Source organism: Amycolatopsis coloradensis (assembly GCF_037997115.1).
Taxonomy (GTDB): Bacteria; Actinomycetota; Actinomycetes; order Mycobacteriales; family Pseudonocardiaceae; genus Amycolatopsis; species Amycolatopsis coloradensis_A.
The window spans coordinates 3,795,077-3,809,495 of the sequence record NZ_CP150484.1 but is presented as its reverse complement, the minus strand read 5'-3'; the positions used below and the strand labels follow the sequence as shown (position 1 = coordinate 3,809,495).

The following is a 14,419-nucleotide window of genomic DNA, read 5'->3' as shown; positions in this document are numbered from 1 at the left end:
CGTACCCACATCGATCGCCGCCTGCTGGGCGAACGGCGCGATCCTCACCAGCGCCTGCTTCAACCCCTCCCACGACAGCTTCTCCAGCCCCAACGTCGACAACTTCGCCAGCAACTGCTGAATGATCATCCGCATCGTCAACTGCGTCGCGGCCTTCACCGCCGGGATCATCCACGAAAAAATCAGTGAAGCCGCCAAAAACGCGATCTGCGCCACCGCGAACACCGCGGCCGCGATCAACAGAATTTGCGCCTTCTCCACATTCGCCGCAGCGGTCTTCGTCGTCTTGGCCAACTCCCGCGCGTATGCCGCCAGCTGATCCAAAGACTTGGCGATGGTCGCATTCAAGTACTCCACCATCGCGTGCGCGTACTCGCCGTCCATCGACCGATCCAGGTCAGCCGCCCGCGACCGCACCCCCGCCGCGAAATCCTCCGCCACCGGAGCAAAATCAGACCAAGCCTGAGACATCGCCCGCATACTCCGGACATTGCCCTCAGGCCACTCCATCCCCACCATGATCTTCAAGAAATTCTGCAGGGCTTTGGGCGGCTTCGCAGGCCCATCGCCGGACTCGAACACCACCCACTCCCTTCACAGAAAAGTCACATCACCACAGAAAATTCCGGCTGACCCAGTTGATCTAGTTCAGGACTTATTCTGCTGTTGCTGCATGGATTCCGCTAGTCGGTGATCAAAAGTTTTCGCGTTCGCCTCGTCGAGATCACGGAACTCACCGACCGTGGTGTTCACCCCATCGGACAGCTCGCCGACACCGTTGGAAATATCACCCAGCCCTTTTCTGACATCTCTCGCATTTTTCACGTAGCCATCGGCGAACTGCTTTCCCGCCTTGTCCTCACCCCAGCACCCCTCGTACCTGTCCAGGGTGTGATTCAACTGCGTCAAGGCAGCCGAGAAATCCGCGTTTTCGGAACGAAGCTTGGCCAGCATCTCCTGCATCCCCGCAGGATCCAGACGAAACTTGTCCGCCATCGTTGTCACCTTTCCGTGATGGAATTCCTGCCTCGGCAGATCTGATGCCCCGGCCTGTTACGAAGCCATCGTGATCGTCTGGCCCCTGTCGGCCGTGGACGACGCTTCCTCGCGCCACTCATAGAGCGAGCTCGTCAGGCGGTTCATCAGATCGGGTTCCTCGACCAACCGCAGCGCACCGCGGTGCCGCCGTTCGAGCGCCCGGTCGAGCTTCGCCAGTACGGCCAGATCATGCTCATCCAGTTCATCGGAGACCGGAACGGCCTCATCGGGCCCGAGTTCCCGGAACAACGCCGCCACCCGGGGCGCCGTCGGCTCGTCGTTCGGCTCGCCTTCGGCAGGCTCAGCCTCCCGCAGAGCCAGCGCCTTGAACCTCGCACCGGCGAAGAAAACGACCTCGTTCACCGGCTGGCCGATCATCAGCTCCGAGGTCCGGCGGGCCGAAGCGGGCCAGATGAGGACATCGAGATCCGCGTCAGGCACGGTCACGTCGAGATCCATACTGCCGACGAGGAACCCCGGCTCGGTCAGGATCGAGCCCGGCGCGATCGTACGTTCGAGCGCCTGCGGGTCCTTGCTCTGGCGGAGCACCGCACGCCGGTGTGTCGGAAGCCGCCGCAGTCCCGACGCGAGGCAGGTGATCTGATCGGGGATCTCTCCAGCGCCTCCACCGCGCACGGCGGTGTGGAGATTCCCGAAACCTCCGCGTCCACGGCCCAGGTACAGACAGACCGCGACGTAGTCGGCCTTGATTCCGGAGTCGGCCTGGCCGCGCATGGACGGCCAAGTCGCCAAAGCCGCGTTCACCGTGGCGAGTGCTTCGCCGTACTCTTCGCCCGCCGCAGCGGTGAAACGAGCTTGCTCGGCCGTCGTGCTGGACCTGTCGGCGACGGCGAGCGCGGTTCCCGGCGCCAACCGAGGTTCGGCCGAGAGGACGGGTTCCCGCGTTTCGGCGGCGGTGGCCAGGATCTCCGTGCGGGTCTCTTCCACCACCGGCATGGGCATCGGAGCGGTGTCATCCGGGCGTACGGCGGCGACGGGCGAAGCCTCCAGACCTGCTTCCCGGTGCACCGGCCTCACTTCCACCGCCGCGAGCGGAGCTTCCGGCCGTGTGGCGGCCGGAGTCGAAGGCACCTGCGGAACCTCCGCGACCGGCTCCTGCGCGGGGGCGGCGAACGCCGAGCCGGACACCGTCGGCACCGGCGCCGAAGACACCATCAGCGCGGCCGGCATGACCGGTCCGCCCTGCGGACGCGGTGCCTCGGCGCTCGGACGGGCCGTTTCGGCTGTACCCGGCCGAGGTGCGGCCGCCGGACCGGGTCGTGCTTCCGGTCGCTGAACCGATCCGGCCTGGTCGGACCCCGTCCGCGGAGGTTCGGCTTGCCCGGGCCCGGCAGGGGTGATCCGCCCGGCGGCGACGGCCGCTCGGGGATCGATCAGGTCCAGGGTCCGCTCGTCGAGCCGTCCCAGCAGCCGGAGACGGGCGACTTTACGGATTTCCGGGGCGAGTTCGCCGAGCAGCGCTTCCGTGGCGGAAAGCAGATCCGGGTCGATCGGCGCGCCGGGCGTTCCCAGGTGCAGCGTCCAGCCTTCGGGTTCGAACGGCAGCGTCGACGCCGCGGGATCACCGGCGCCGGTGCGCAGCACGAGACCTGACGGCACGACGTCTGCCATGACCCGCCCAAGCCTGTATCCGAGGGCGTCACGCCGCTGCCATCCCCGGGGTGGGGCGACGAACTCCAGTACTTCCTGAGTGCCGTCGGCACGCTGCAGAAGTTTAGCCACGAAAGGCCTATAGCGCTTTCTGACGTCCACGGGGGAGACTGTCACGGCGACATCACGGCCGAGCGACTCCGCGAATTCGCTCAACCAGGGGTGCGCACTGGACACTGTGGACAGTGAAACCAGCTCCATCGGGACCGGCGGCAACTGACCGATCACCGCGGACACGACGGAGGCGTCAGGCGCGAGGTTTTCCGCGCCCACGATGATTTTCGCGGCTGCCGGGTCGGCGGGCACCGAGAAGGCCACGTCGCCGGGAGCCGTTGGGCGCCCCTCCGGACGCCGCACCAGCAGACCGGCAGGCACGGGTTCGGCGATCGCGCCAGGCAAGTCGGACGGAGCGCTCGGCATCGCCGCTTCCCAAGCCGGCACCGGATACCGTCGTCCGCCGGAACGAACGGGCACTCCCGGGCGGAACCGAAGCCATCCCGTACCGCCGGTCCCGTGACCGGCGTAAAGGAACGCACCCGGGTTCGTGACGAAAGCGCCGTCCGGGGCGAAAACCTCGATCTTCAGCGCGTCGGCCAGCGCCTGCGGGACGAACGGATCCCGGCCGAACCCCGGCAGCGCGATCCGGACGGCCTTGACCTCCTCTGTCACCACGGAGCGGTGCAGCAGTGCGGGAAGCGCGGTGACGAACGAGGATTCCCTTGCCGCGGCGGGAGAGACCAGAACGAAAACGTGACCGGCGACGGGCTCCGGCCAGCCGATGGGATCACTGTGGGCGGCCGCTTCACCGATCCGGCGGACCAGCACGTGGGCACCGCGCCGTTCGACGAGGAAATCACCGGCGCCTTGATCCACGGTGCCGTGGTTCATCTTGCCTCCTGCTCGGGCAGTGCGGGTGGACGGGGAGGATCCCTCGAGCACGTGGGTCATCGAGCACCTGTTTCCAGGTCGTCCGCCGTCAGAAGCGTGAGGTCGGCCGCGGTCACCTCGGGAGCTTCCGCGAGGCGTGAGGCCTGCCTGTCCGTCATGCGCTCGAACACCCGTCGCGCGGTCCGGCCGTTGCCGAAGGTGCCGTCCTTCGGAATCGCCTCGAAGTAACCAAGGAGGCTGTCCGCGGCCTCCTCGTCGAGGCGGTAGTCGTGCTTGGCGCATTGGGTCCGGACGATGGTGACGAGTTCGTCCGCCGTGTAGTTGGCGAACTCGATGGTGCGGCTGAACCTCGATTCCATACCGGGGTTGGATTCGAGGAATTTCGCCATCTCGTTGGAGTAGCCCGCGGCGATCACGACGACGTCGTCGCGGTGATCTTCCATCAGCTTGACCAGGGTGTCGATGGCTTCGCGGCCGAAGTCGGGCCCGTTACCGCCCGAACCCGAGCTCAAGGTGTACGCCTCGTCGATGAACAGCACGCCGCCGAGTGCGGTGGTGAAGGCCTCCGTGGTCTTGATCGCGGTGCCGCCGATGATCTGGGCGACCAGATCGGCCCTGGCCACCTCGACCAGATGCCCCTCTCGCAGTACACCGAGTTGTGCGAGAACCTGCCCGTAGAGGCGTGCGACCGTGGTCTTACCGGTTCCCGGGGCACCCGCGAACACCAGGTGACGGGCCATCGGCGGCGCCGACAGACCCGCGTCCTGCCGCCGTTTGGCCATCTTGTTGAGGTTGATCAGCGATGTCACCTCGCGTTTGACCCCGTCCAGGCCGACGAGCGCCTGCAGTTCCTCCAAGGGGTCGCCGGCGGACTTGGGGCGAGCGGGCGCGGTGGCGGGCCCGGGACCCGCCGCTTCGGCCGAGGCGGACGTCCCGAAGGCGTCGGGACGGAGGTTTCCGCTGGTGATCAGGTCCAGCACCTCGATCGCCGTGCCGGGCCTGGTCTGCCGCACACCGCTGCCGTGGTTGTCCCGCACCGTGCAGGACGAGACCCGCACCGCTTCTTTGGTCTCGAGCCGGATGCCGTCGGCCTTGCCGCCGGAGAATTCGGATTCGGTGACGCTGCCGGACGCGCCTTCGGCGAACTGGCAGCCCATACCGCCGCTGTCGTGCACGCGGCAACGAAGAACCGACAGATTCGCGCCGGCACCGGCCTGGATACCGTCACCACCCGAACCGGTGATCGCACTGTCCGCCAGCGCCAGCGCGGCGTCGACGACCTCGACCCCGGCGGACCTGGTGTTCCGCACGCTCAGCCCGTTCGCCGTCAGCCGGGAACCGCCCAAGACGCGCAGTCCGACTTCGCCGCCCTCGATCTCGACGTTCTCCATCGTTCCGCGGCCGCCCTCGTCGACCTCGATGCCGGCGCCGTCCGAGCCGAGCACCCGCAACCGGCGGAAGAACGGATCCGCGGCTTCGGACACCCGGATGCCGGAACGTTTGCTCCCGGCGACGGAAAGCTGGTCGAATTCCGGCGTGGAACGTTCGGTCACCTGGACCCCGATGCCATCCACGTCCGCGACCTCGCAGTTGGTCATCTTTCCGCCCGAGCGAGCGGCGAAGTGGACACCCCGGAAACCGGTGGCCCGGACGCGGCAGCCGCGCAGTTCCGGCTTGCAGCCCTCGGCCACGAAGATGCCCTCGGCGCCGACGTGCTCGACGGAGCAGTCGTCGAGGTGGACGCTGCCGGTGCTGGCCAGGTAGAACCCGATCCCGTCCCCGGAAGAGACGGACAGCCGCTTGGCCTTCATCGCCGCTTGCTGTTCGACGGCGACCGCGGGCTTGCCCGTACCGGTGATGGTGGTGTCCTCCACGGTCAGCGCGCCGCGGCCGTTGAGGCAGATGCCGTTGCCCGCGGCCTTGTCGACAGTGCAGGAACGCATCATCAGCGCGCCGTCGTCGGCGACGACCACGGCGGAGGTGCCCAGGTCGTTGAACCGGCAGGACTCGAGCACTCCCCCGTCGGCGGCGGTGACCACCACTCCGGCCCCGGCGCCATTGCGTATTTCGCAACCGCGCATCAGGATCTGGCCTTCGCCGGAGGCGAAGACCGAGGACCAGCCCGATCCCTCCAGAGCGCATTCGGTGAGACTCAGTTGCCCTTGCGCCACGAAGACGGCCGGGTTGTCCTTGTCGGTGGACACGACCGAGATGCCGGACAAGGCGGCGGACGAGGTGGCCGCCGAGACCGCGACGCCGGATCCGGTCAGGATGGTCACCGTCCCGATGCCCTCTTCGGCGGTGATGGTCACCGGCTTGGACAGCACGATGTTCTCGCTGTACCGGCCGGGCGCCACCACGATCAGGGCGCCCTCAGGGGCGCCGGCCACCGCGTCGCCGATGCGCCGGTAACCGTGCCCCGGCGTCTGCGTGACCATGATGACGTTTTGGCCCACGTTCCGGCTTCCTCCTCGACCATCGTTCGACCTGTCCCGAGTGCAGAACTCAAGAGCATCACTGATGCCTCAACGAATTCTTTATTCGACGATGGCGTCAAACCCGATCGAACACACGAAGGGCGGCGACGCTGGGGAACTTCGGGCAACAACTCAGACGAAACCACCTGGTGCGTCCTGCCCTCGGCACCGAGAGCGGGGCGCCGGGGGGCCGGAAGACCCGAGGGTGCCTGAGGTGGAGTCCCGCGCTGCCACGGGCCAGGACGCCGCACTCACCGCGAGCGAGCCGACACGCGTTCGGCCGTCCCGACGGAGGTACGGTCGTCAGCGTGGGCGAGGTACGAGCACGGATCATCGAGTCGATCACCGGTCATCGGTGAGCCCGGGAACCATCCCCGAGCGGCGCGTTCGAAAGCGCAACGGAGCAGGTGAGACGTTCAGGACATGGCTCCTGGGGTTCCGGAGGAGCCAGAGAAAGTACGATGCAAGTAAGGTCACCCTCCGTCACGAGCAGGGAACGACCCGAGGTGACCATCCGGACGGCGTGATCACGCCGTCCGGTGTACGAACGAGTGGAGAGGACGGTGACCGGGATGACCGAACTGGACCAGCCGCATGATGCCGCAGCCGCTCTCGAAGCCCTGGAGGCCGCACGAATCGAGCGGGCGAGGTTGGGCGAACTGGGCCGGTGGAGCGAAGCCGGCGAAGCCGCGCTGGGTACCTTGCGCCAGGTCCTCTCGTGTGCCTCCCCCGACATCGTCGGACCAGACCTGGGTGGGCTGGTCTACGTGGCAGGCAGTCCCCGGCCCGGTATCCAGCATTCCGCCAGGCATGGGCACCCGGTTCCACCGGAACGCCTGAGCGCCACTCAAGCGATGCTGCTGGTGAATCACGGAACGGAACCCCAGCTGGCGGCCGAACTCGCACACCGGGCACTGAAGTCTTTCAACTGGCGCGATGTCGGCAGCTTCTGGTACTCCATCCTCACCCTCGTCTATCTCGACGAGGGTGAGGCGGCTCAGTTCCACCTCGACCGCGCGACGACGCGCTCGGGGTGGGCGAAATCCACTGCGGTGCCCGTGTTGCGGGCTCGGGTCGCGGCTGTCAACGGTGACCCTGTCACCGCCGCCAAGCTGCTCGTCCCCTTCGTCACCCAGGGCGGCCCGGACCAGTTCACCGAGGTCGCGGTGGCCTGGGCCATCGAAGCGCTGGTCGAGCTCGGCGAGCTCGATCGCGCGGACGACCTGCTGCGCAGACACTCCCTCAGCGGCAGTCTGGAAGCCGTCTTCGATCGTGCCGAAGTGCTGGCGGCGCGCGGTCTTCTCAGCATGGCGATCGGAAACCCGGAATCGGCCTACGACGACTTCATCGCGTGCGGCCGGGAACTCGCCAGATGGGGCGTCACCAATCCCGCCGTCATCCCGTGGCGATCAAGGGCGGCCCTCAGCGCCGCCGCGACCGGGCGCGCAACCGTCGCTCTCCCCCTGGCCGAGGACGAACTCAGCAGCTCACGACGCTGGGGGACCGCTCGCGCGATCGGCACCGCTTTGCGCGCCGTCGGCCTCGTGGACATCGGGGGAAGGGACATCGACCTCTTGAAAAAAGCGATCGATGTGCTGGCCCGAAGTGGCGCGCGGAGCACTCTGATGCAGGCTCAATACGAACTCGCCGTCAAACTCAAAATCGAAGGTCGTCACGACGAAGTCCAGCTCGCCCTGCGTGACTTCCGGGAAACAGCGGTGGCAACAGGCAACGAATCGTGGATCGAGCGCGCCGACGACACGATGCGACGATGGTCCGAGACCGGTGATACCGCGAAGGTGTCCGCGAAAGAACGCAAGGTCGCGAACCTCGCCCAGGCGGGGCTGAGTAACGGAGAGATTGCCAAGCGCTTGCACCTGACCACATCTACGGTGGAATTCCATCTTTCCAACATCTACCGCAAGCTCGCGATCTCCGGACGAGGCGAACTGAGGTCCATTCTGGTTCCCATTCTGTAGGCAGCCTGGTCCCCGGCCGATCACTCTTTACCTGGGAGCTTCAGCCGGAAGCCGTCGCACCAGGCCACTAAGCGGTGCCGTACTCGGCGCATGAGCGACATCCCTGCGCCGTCACGGCGAGCACCTGGAGGTCGTTCGGCCCGATGCTCGTTTCGCTGTGCCGTCCGGCCCGCTCCGCGCAGGCTCCCGATCCGGGTCCAGGGCTCCGGCAAAGTCGGATAAGCGCTGGTCGGTGTCACTCCAGGCGGTTCGGACTCGATCTCCGGACGGGGCAGACGACAGGAGGCTTGACTTGACCGGATGATGTCCACAAAGGACACCAACCGACAGGCAAATGTCCGTTTGATACATATTAGTGCGGTTTTCGATGGGGGTCGTGAGTGTTTTTGGTCGTTCTAACAGTGGGTGTCGATCATCGTCGCGGCCGCGGTCGTGCTCTCCTNTTTTTGGTCGTTCTAACAACCAAAAACACTCACGACCCCTTCGCAAAACGCCCGAATCGGGCACGTTCACCTCGAAAGTATCCTCTGTGGACAGTTGAGAAGAGGTCAAGTGGGTGACGAGCCCCTCTGTCACCCACTTGACCAGCGGATAGACGACTTTGCCGGGACCCTGGATCCGGGTCCCGCCTGGTCAAAGCTCGTTCCTTCGGCTGGGCGGGTCCGCGATTCCGGGGACCCTGCCCAGGCGCACGATCCTGGCCTCACCCGGTCGCCGTGACTTCGCCCTGTCCGAGCGGCGAGTGAACCGCCGCAACGACGACCGGATGAGATCGTCCCGGGCCTTGGCCGCGGCACCGCCACCTTCCCCGGCTTCCGACTCGACCAGTTCGCGCATCAAGATACGTCCTCGCTCCTTCTCGGTGGGCTCGACGACCTCGATCACCTTGAAGACCGTGCCGGGCAGGAAGACCACCCGATGTGAAAGGCCTTTGTCCTTCGGCTCGATCAGCGCGGTCAGCCGCCCGGTGACCGACCAGACGACCAGGTCCGTCGAACCATCCGCTGCCTCCTCCGGCACGGTGAGCAGGTTGAGGAAGCCCCACTCCCGCAACACGGGATTGCCACGGAGCAGTTCCCACACCCCCGGCGCGGGGCTCACGACCGTCGCCGCGACGTTGCGATGCACCGGCAGCTTCTGCAGACCCGCGGCCACACAACGGGCGAAATCCACGTGCGGGCCCTCCGCACCCGCACGCAATCCCCCATCGACGTCGGGATCGTCGCCGGCCAGGTACAGCCCGGCGGCCACCGCCTCGGCAAGGCCACCGTCCGACATGGGACGATTCGGTGAGAAGCGACGCCAGATCCCCAAGACCTGTTCCGACAGCCTGTCGAAAGCCTCCTCTCGGCCCGCACGGACGAGCTCCTGGTCAGGGGCGAAGCCGGGGATGAGTGGCCACGCACGCAGTTCCGGTCGCGGCGTGGCCTGGACGGCCACGGGTTCGTGTTGCGGCCGCAGCTCGACCTCCGGCTCCCGCACCGGAACGGGATCCGCTTCGGCCGGCTCCGTATCTTGGCCGCCGAGTTCCACCGGAAGATAAGGCGCCTCCGCCGCCGCGGGTTCCGCGACCGCGGTCTCCTTCAGATGCTCGCGCAGGAGCCGGGAAAGCCGCGGCAACGGCGTGAGCGGCGCGGTGAGATCGGCCGCGAACGGAAGCTCCGCCCGCCGTGTTTCCGGCGCCGCGGGGACGGGGAAGAGCTTCGCCCCTGCCCGGGTCGAGCTGTCCAGCCGGTCGAGCAGCTTGGCGACGAGCGCGTCGTGCCCGTCGACGGCGGGGTCGTGGAAGACCACGATGGACCCCGGGTCGCACGGCATCGTTCGGACTTCGGTCGCCCTCCCGGGCTCACGGATGGTGCGGAGCCACAGGCCGGCCTGAACGACCTCGACGACCGCATCCCCTTCGTACTGGTAAACCCCGGGCCCGACCTCGATCAAGCCCTTGAACGGCAGGCGGCCCCGGCGGATCTGCGGTGCGGCGGCCTTCGCCGAGCCACGCCGTGGCGAGAAGGCGATCTCCTCGGCGAAGGTCCGCAAGCCGTGTGAGCCGTCCTCGCGCAGGGTGAGGAATTTGGGTGCCTCGGATGTTCCCACCGGGAGACCGCCGTACAGCACGATCTCTTCGCCGAGGGCGTCCGCCAGTGCGTGCCCGAGCGCGGTGCGCGAAGGGATCCGGACGTCCCCGAAGCTCAGAAAACGAGTCTTCGCGCGGGTTTCCGGGGGCACGACGGCCCACCACTCGGCGACGTCGTCCAGCGCGAGCGGAGGTATCCCATGTCCGCCGAGTACGACAGTCAGGTCACGGGGACGCATGGTGAGCCATCGGGACAGCTTCGCGCGGTCGGCCTCCAGCCACCGCGGTGGACCGTCGGGACGCAGCCAGACTCCGGCGGGCAGCGGTTCGACGACCGTGGCCTGCCCTGCCCGCTGGGCGTCGGTGGTGGCGGGGCCTTCCCACTCCGGTTCGGGGAAACGCCTGCCCAGCCGAGCCGGTTCCCTGCCCGGCCCGCAAGCGACCCAGCCGTTGCCTTCGAAAGGAGGCAGGAAACACAGGCCGGACGCGTTCGCGAGCACCACGCCGTCGGGGTAGACCACCGTCCGGCCGATCCGATCCGCGAGCTTCTGCGCGGTGGCGAGGCTGATGGCCCCGGCATCCTGCGAGGGAATCAGCCGAACAGGTCGTACCTCCTCGCCGAGAGCAGTCCCGACGGCCTCCCCGAGAAAAGAGCCTCCGGTGTCAGGCTGGTCCACGATGACAACGACGTACTCCGGATCGGCCGGCACCGACAAGGCCAGTTCCCGGGCCGGTGCGGTGATCGCATCCGGTCTGTGCACGACCAGTGACGTGCCGATGCGCACGCACGCCACCTGTGACTTCCGTCGGCCGAGGCGTGGCAGTTTGAGGACCGGCATCGGGTTCGCCTTTCGAGGTCAGGGTTCGGGAAGGTCATCACAGTCTTCGGTGAACAGCCGCGCGATCGACGCGTCGATCTCCATCCACTCCATTTCCCGGCCGAAGGGCACCACCGCGGCCGTACACCCGATGAACGCCGCCAATTGACGACAGCAGCCGGTCAGTTCCGCCCGCCCGGCGGGGACTTCAAGATGAATCCACACGAGTCCGGGATCTTCGTCGTCCGGATGAATCCGGACGTCTCCGTCACCCACCGGGAACACCAGGCCTTCGACGAGGAGGTCACGCCCGAGCACCCACTCGGCCGGTTGGCCCCCGTCGCGTTGGAAGGACAGGGTGACCGCCAGCGGATCCCTGGTGTCGTAGGACAGGTTCGTCTCGATCGCGATCGCTTCGCCGCGGTGGGACCTCAGCGTGAAGTCCGCTCGGTGGCGATGGATCGAGTGGCGGGGCGGCAGCTCCCGTCCGGCGTCCTCGGCGGGAGTCCGGCTCCGGCGGCAGCCGGACTCCTCAGGCACCGACGGCATCTGCTCGTCGCCCCAGATTCGACGTCGCCAAGCCATACCTGGTGCGGCAACCCGCTTTGGCGAACAATCTCGTCAGATGCTTCTCGACCGTCTTCTCGCTGATCCGGACCGCACGGGCGATCTGCCGGTTCGTCCGACCGGTGCGTACCAGTTCGAGAATCCCTGTTTCGATTTCCGTCAGCGGTTCGCGACCGGGCGCTTCCCCGCCGCCGGCCTTCTTCGACCGGCGATCGGCGGGAAGCCGGCCGATCTCGGCCAGTACCCTTTCCGTGGAGGCGGTTTTCGTCTCCTCGCCATTCGGCTGGGAACGTATCAGGGCGACCATCTTGCAGGTATACGAAGATCCCTTACCGGCGAACCATTTCTCCGCGGCGTCGACGACCTCGTCGAGCATGGAATCCCTCTTTTCGTGGCGGGCGAGCCGGAGGAACAGCCGCGCGGCACCGACCTCGTCGTCGGACTCGAAGTGGGTTTGCAGGGCACGCCAACCGGACTCGAAAGCCTCGCGGTCGTCCCCGGTCTCCGGGGATGCTCCGATCTCCACCCAAGCCCGCAGCAGGGGAAGGTGGCCGTTCTCGGGCACCTTGGCCAGCCAGTCGGCCGCGCGGCGGATTTCGTTCCGACGCCCGAACACTTCGGCCGCGAGCAGACGGGTGTGTTCGCGGACCAGCTCGTCCACTGAAGCGTGTGCTTCGAGTTCGTACACCGCGTCCAGCACGTCGGTCCAGTCACCCTCCGCGTACGCGATCCGCGCGCGGTGGTGCGCGGCCACCGGCCCGGCCGACGGAGTCCGGTAGTCCCGGCCGAGCACCGCACGGAACACCGGCACGAGATCGCGAACGGCGCAGGCTTCGGTGACTTCTTCGTAGGGAAAATCGCCGCGCCGGCCCGGGTGGGACGCCGCGAAGCTGACCTGACGCCAGATCGGCAGGAGGGACAACTCCACGTCCTCCGGCACGATCCGTCGGCCGGCGAACCACCGGTCGGCGAAATTCAACGTCACTTCGTCACCCACCAGCATGTCCCGCACCTGCTGGGGCACCGGCCGCCCGAGGTGCACGGCGGACAGGACCGCAGCCACCGCGAGTTCGGCGCGTTCGCCCGCTCCCGGGCGGTCGGCCAGCGCCTCGTGGGTGAACCCCTCCAGCGTCGCGTAGTCGGCGGTGCGAACCAGGTGACGGAAGAGCTCGGTTTGACGGCCGGCCCGGTCGGGTGTGCGGCCGGTGTGCCACCAGATCGCATGAAGATACGCGGTGCGCTCCACGGAATCGGCGGCAAGAGCGGACTCCGAGGAGCGAAGGAGGCCGACGTAGTCCCCGCAAACCGGCATTTCGCTTCCCGCGGCGGCGATGTGACTCGCGAGCGGTTGCCGGTACGGTCCCGTCACCTTGCCTGCGTCCAGCATGCCTTCGGCGACAGTGCGGTGCAGCTTTCGCACGTCCAGCCCACCCTGCTCCATCGCCGCCCCGATCCCGGGCACCCGGCACCGGATCCGGCCGTCCGGATCGCAGTCCAGCAACCCGGCCTGGATCAGCGCGTCGGTCGCCCGGCCCGCGATCCTGCCCGCCTGATCACCGTCTTCGAGATAAGAAGTCTCTTCGAGAAGGAACCCGGGAGTGCTCGCCGCGAGCAGTACCACGCGGCTTCCGATCTCCCCGAAGCTTTCGATCACCTCGGAGAAAGGGTGGCCGGCCGGCACCGCGATGGGCGCTTCCCCCGCACGCAGGTGGGCGAGACCGTCGACGACTTCGAGCTTCTCGCCGCGACGCAACTCGCTCACCGTCGAGATCATCGAGGCAGGATGCCCCCACAGTGGTCCCAGTGCCCGCTGGACGGCCTGCTCCAGGGCCGGCGTGACCCGCATGCCCGTCGCGCGCCGCAACAGGGTGGAGGCCTCATCCGAGGAGAGCGGGCCCAGCTCGATCGTCCGGCCCTGTGTCCCGCGGAACGGGTCCGGCCGGCCGGGCCGCGGCGTGCGATACGAAGCGATGACCCGGTGGCCCGCACGGTGCATCGGCGCCACGGCGAGCACGGGATCAGGAAGGTGGTCGATCCCGTCCAGCACGACCGTGACCTGCGCGGTCGTCTCAAGACGGGTGAACAGCGTGCTCATGGCGTGCAGCAGGCAAAAGCGCGACCACGGATCGGCGTAGGCCTCTTTCGTGCACGAAGTACTCACGCGTTCGAGGGACTCCGGAAGGCGGGGATCGGTTGCGAACTGCTCGTACTGCTCGCGGATCGCCGCGAGCACGGACCGGAAACCGAACAGGTCCCACTCCGGCCGTTCCGCGGGAAAGGACACGCTGAGCACCGGGGCCCCGCTGTCGACCAGCGTCCGGCGCACCTCGTCCAGCAACGCCGACTTACCGGCGCCCGGAAGACCGGACACCACGGTCGGGCCGGCGGCACAACGGTCCTGGACGATGGTCGCGAGTTCCGCTCTGCGCCCCACCAGTCCGCCACGTCGTCGCGCCATTTCGCAATCCCTCCGACCTCGGCTTCTCTGGAATGCCGTTGATTTCAGCAAGCGGGACTCAACGAATTCTTCATCCGCGCCGCGCCGGGCATCTTCGGACAGAGGAGAGCGACGACCGTGCAGGCCGGCAGGCCTTCCGATCGCGCGACGACCACGGGCAGAAGACACTGAGCAGGCGCCTGTGGTCTTCCCACCGAGATGACTCCCGGCCACGAACCGGGCGTCATCCCGGCCGAGCACCTTTCCGTATCCGCCCGGTGGCCTCGGCCACGCCGAGAGCCACCTTCAAACGTGCCCTCCGCGAACAAGCCGGACGGCGGATGGAAGACGAGTGCACGACATCGGACGAATCGTGTGCGCGCGAAATGCGCCTTTCGGCCGTGCCGGCCGCTGTGCCGGGCGTCACATCCCGGCGCCGCCGTGGCGAACTCACGACAATCGACCTGACC

Annotated in this window: 7 protein-coding genes; 1 reads left to right on the top strand and 6 read right to left on the bottom strand. The window is 67.5% G+C overall.

The genetic code is table 11. The features are described from left to right. Positions 1–648: 648 nt before the first annotated feature. Genes LCL61_RS18200 through LCL61_RS18190 form a run of 3 tightly spaced genes read right to left on the bottom strand, consistent with a single transcriptional unit; the run spans position 649 to position 6,053 of the window. A complete protein-coding gene (locus LCL61_RS18200) occupies positions 649–996 on the bottom strand; it encodes a WXG100 family type VII secretion target (protein ID WP_340687925.1) in 348 nt (115 codons plus the stop codon). 57 nt (positions 997–1,053) lie between these two features. Further along, positions 1,054–3,597 carry a hypothetical protein gene (locus LCL61_RS18195; protein ID WP_340687924.1) on the bottom strand — a complete coding sequence of 848 codons (2,544 nt, stop codon included), beginning with the start codon at positions 3,595–3,597 and terminating at the stop codon, positions 1,054–1,056. A gap of 56 nt (positions 3,598–3,653) precedes the next feature. Further along, the gene (locus tag LCL61_RS18190; RefSeq protein ID WP_340687923.1) at positions 3,654–6,053 is read right to left on the bottom strand and encodes a right-handed parallel beta-helix repeat-containing protein; all 2,400 of its coding nucleotides are present in this window, start codon (positions 6,051–6,053) and stop codon (positions 3,654–3,656) included. 593 nt (positions 6,054–6,646) lie between these two features. Between LCL61_RS18190 and LCL61_RS18185 the strand changes: the two genes are divergently transcribed. After that, a complete protein-coding gene (locus LCL61_RS18185) occupies positions 6,647–8,053 on the top strand; it encodes a helix-turn-helix transcriptional regulator (RefSeq protein ID WP_340687922.1) in 1,407 nt (468 codons plus the stop codon). Positions 8,054–8,686: 633 nt separating this feature from the next. On the opposite strand, the gene LCL61_RS18180 is transcribed toward LCL61_RS18185, so the two are convergent. The 3 genes from LCL61_RS18180 to LCL61_RS18170 all read right to left on the bottom strand — a co-directional run bounded on the left by LCL61_RS18180 (position 8,687) and on the right by LCL61_RS18170 (position 13,970). Beyond that, complete coding sequence (locus LCL61_RS18180) at positions 8,687–10,912, bottom strand: hypothetical protein (protein WP_340687921.1); 2,226 nt, start codon at positions 10,910–10,912, stop codon at positions 8,687–8,689. A gap of 72 nt (positions 10,913–10,984) precedes the next feature. After that, complete coding sequence (locus tag LCL61_RS18175; protein ID WP_340687920.1) at positions 10,985–11,494, bottom strand: SsgA family sporulation/cell division regulator; 510 nt, start codon at positions 11,492–11,494, stop codon at positions 10,985–10,987. Beyond that, on the bottom strand, positions 11,478–13,970 hold the full coding sequence (locus LCL61_RS18170; RefSeq protein ID WP_340687919.1) for a helix-turn-helix transcriptional regulator: 2,493 nt from the start codon (positions 13,968–13,970) through the stop codon (positions 11,478–11,480). Before LCL61_RS18170 ends, LCL61_RS18175 begins: the two co-directional genes overlap by 17 nt. Positions 13,971–14,419 lie beyond the last annotated feature (449 nt).

Coding starts and splice junctions, on each gene's coding strand:
- LCL61_RS18200 (WP_340687925.1), bottom strand. CDS start 996: ATGGCGGACAAGTTTCGTCTGGATCCTGCGGGGATGCAGGAGATGCTG.
- LCL61_RS18195 (WP_340687924.1), bottom strand. CDS start 3,597: ATGAACCACGGCACCGTGGATCAAGGCGCCGGTGATTTCCTCGTCGAA.
- LCL61_RS18185 (WP_340687922.1), top strand. CDS start 6,647: ATGACCGAACTGGACCAGCCGCATGATGCCGCAGCCGCTCTCGAAGCC.
- LCL61_RS18175 (WP_340687920.1), bottom strand. CDS start 11,494: ATGCCGTCGGTGCCTGAGGAGTCCGGCTGCCGCCGGAGCCGGACTCCC.
- LCL61_RS18170 (WP_340687919.1), bottom strand. CDS start 13,970: ATGGCGCGACGACGTGGCGGACTGGTGGGGCGCAGAGCGGAACTCGCG.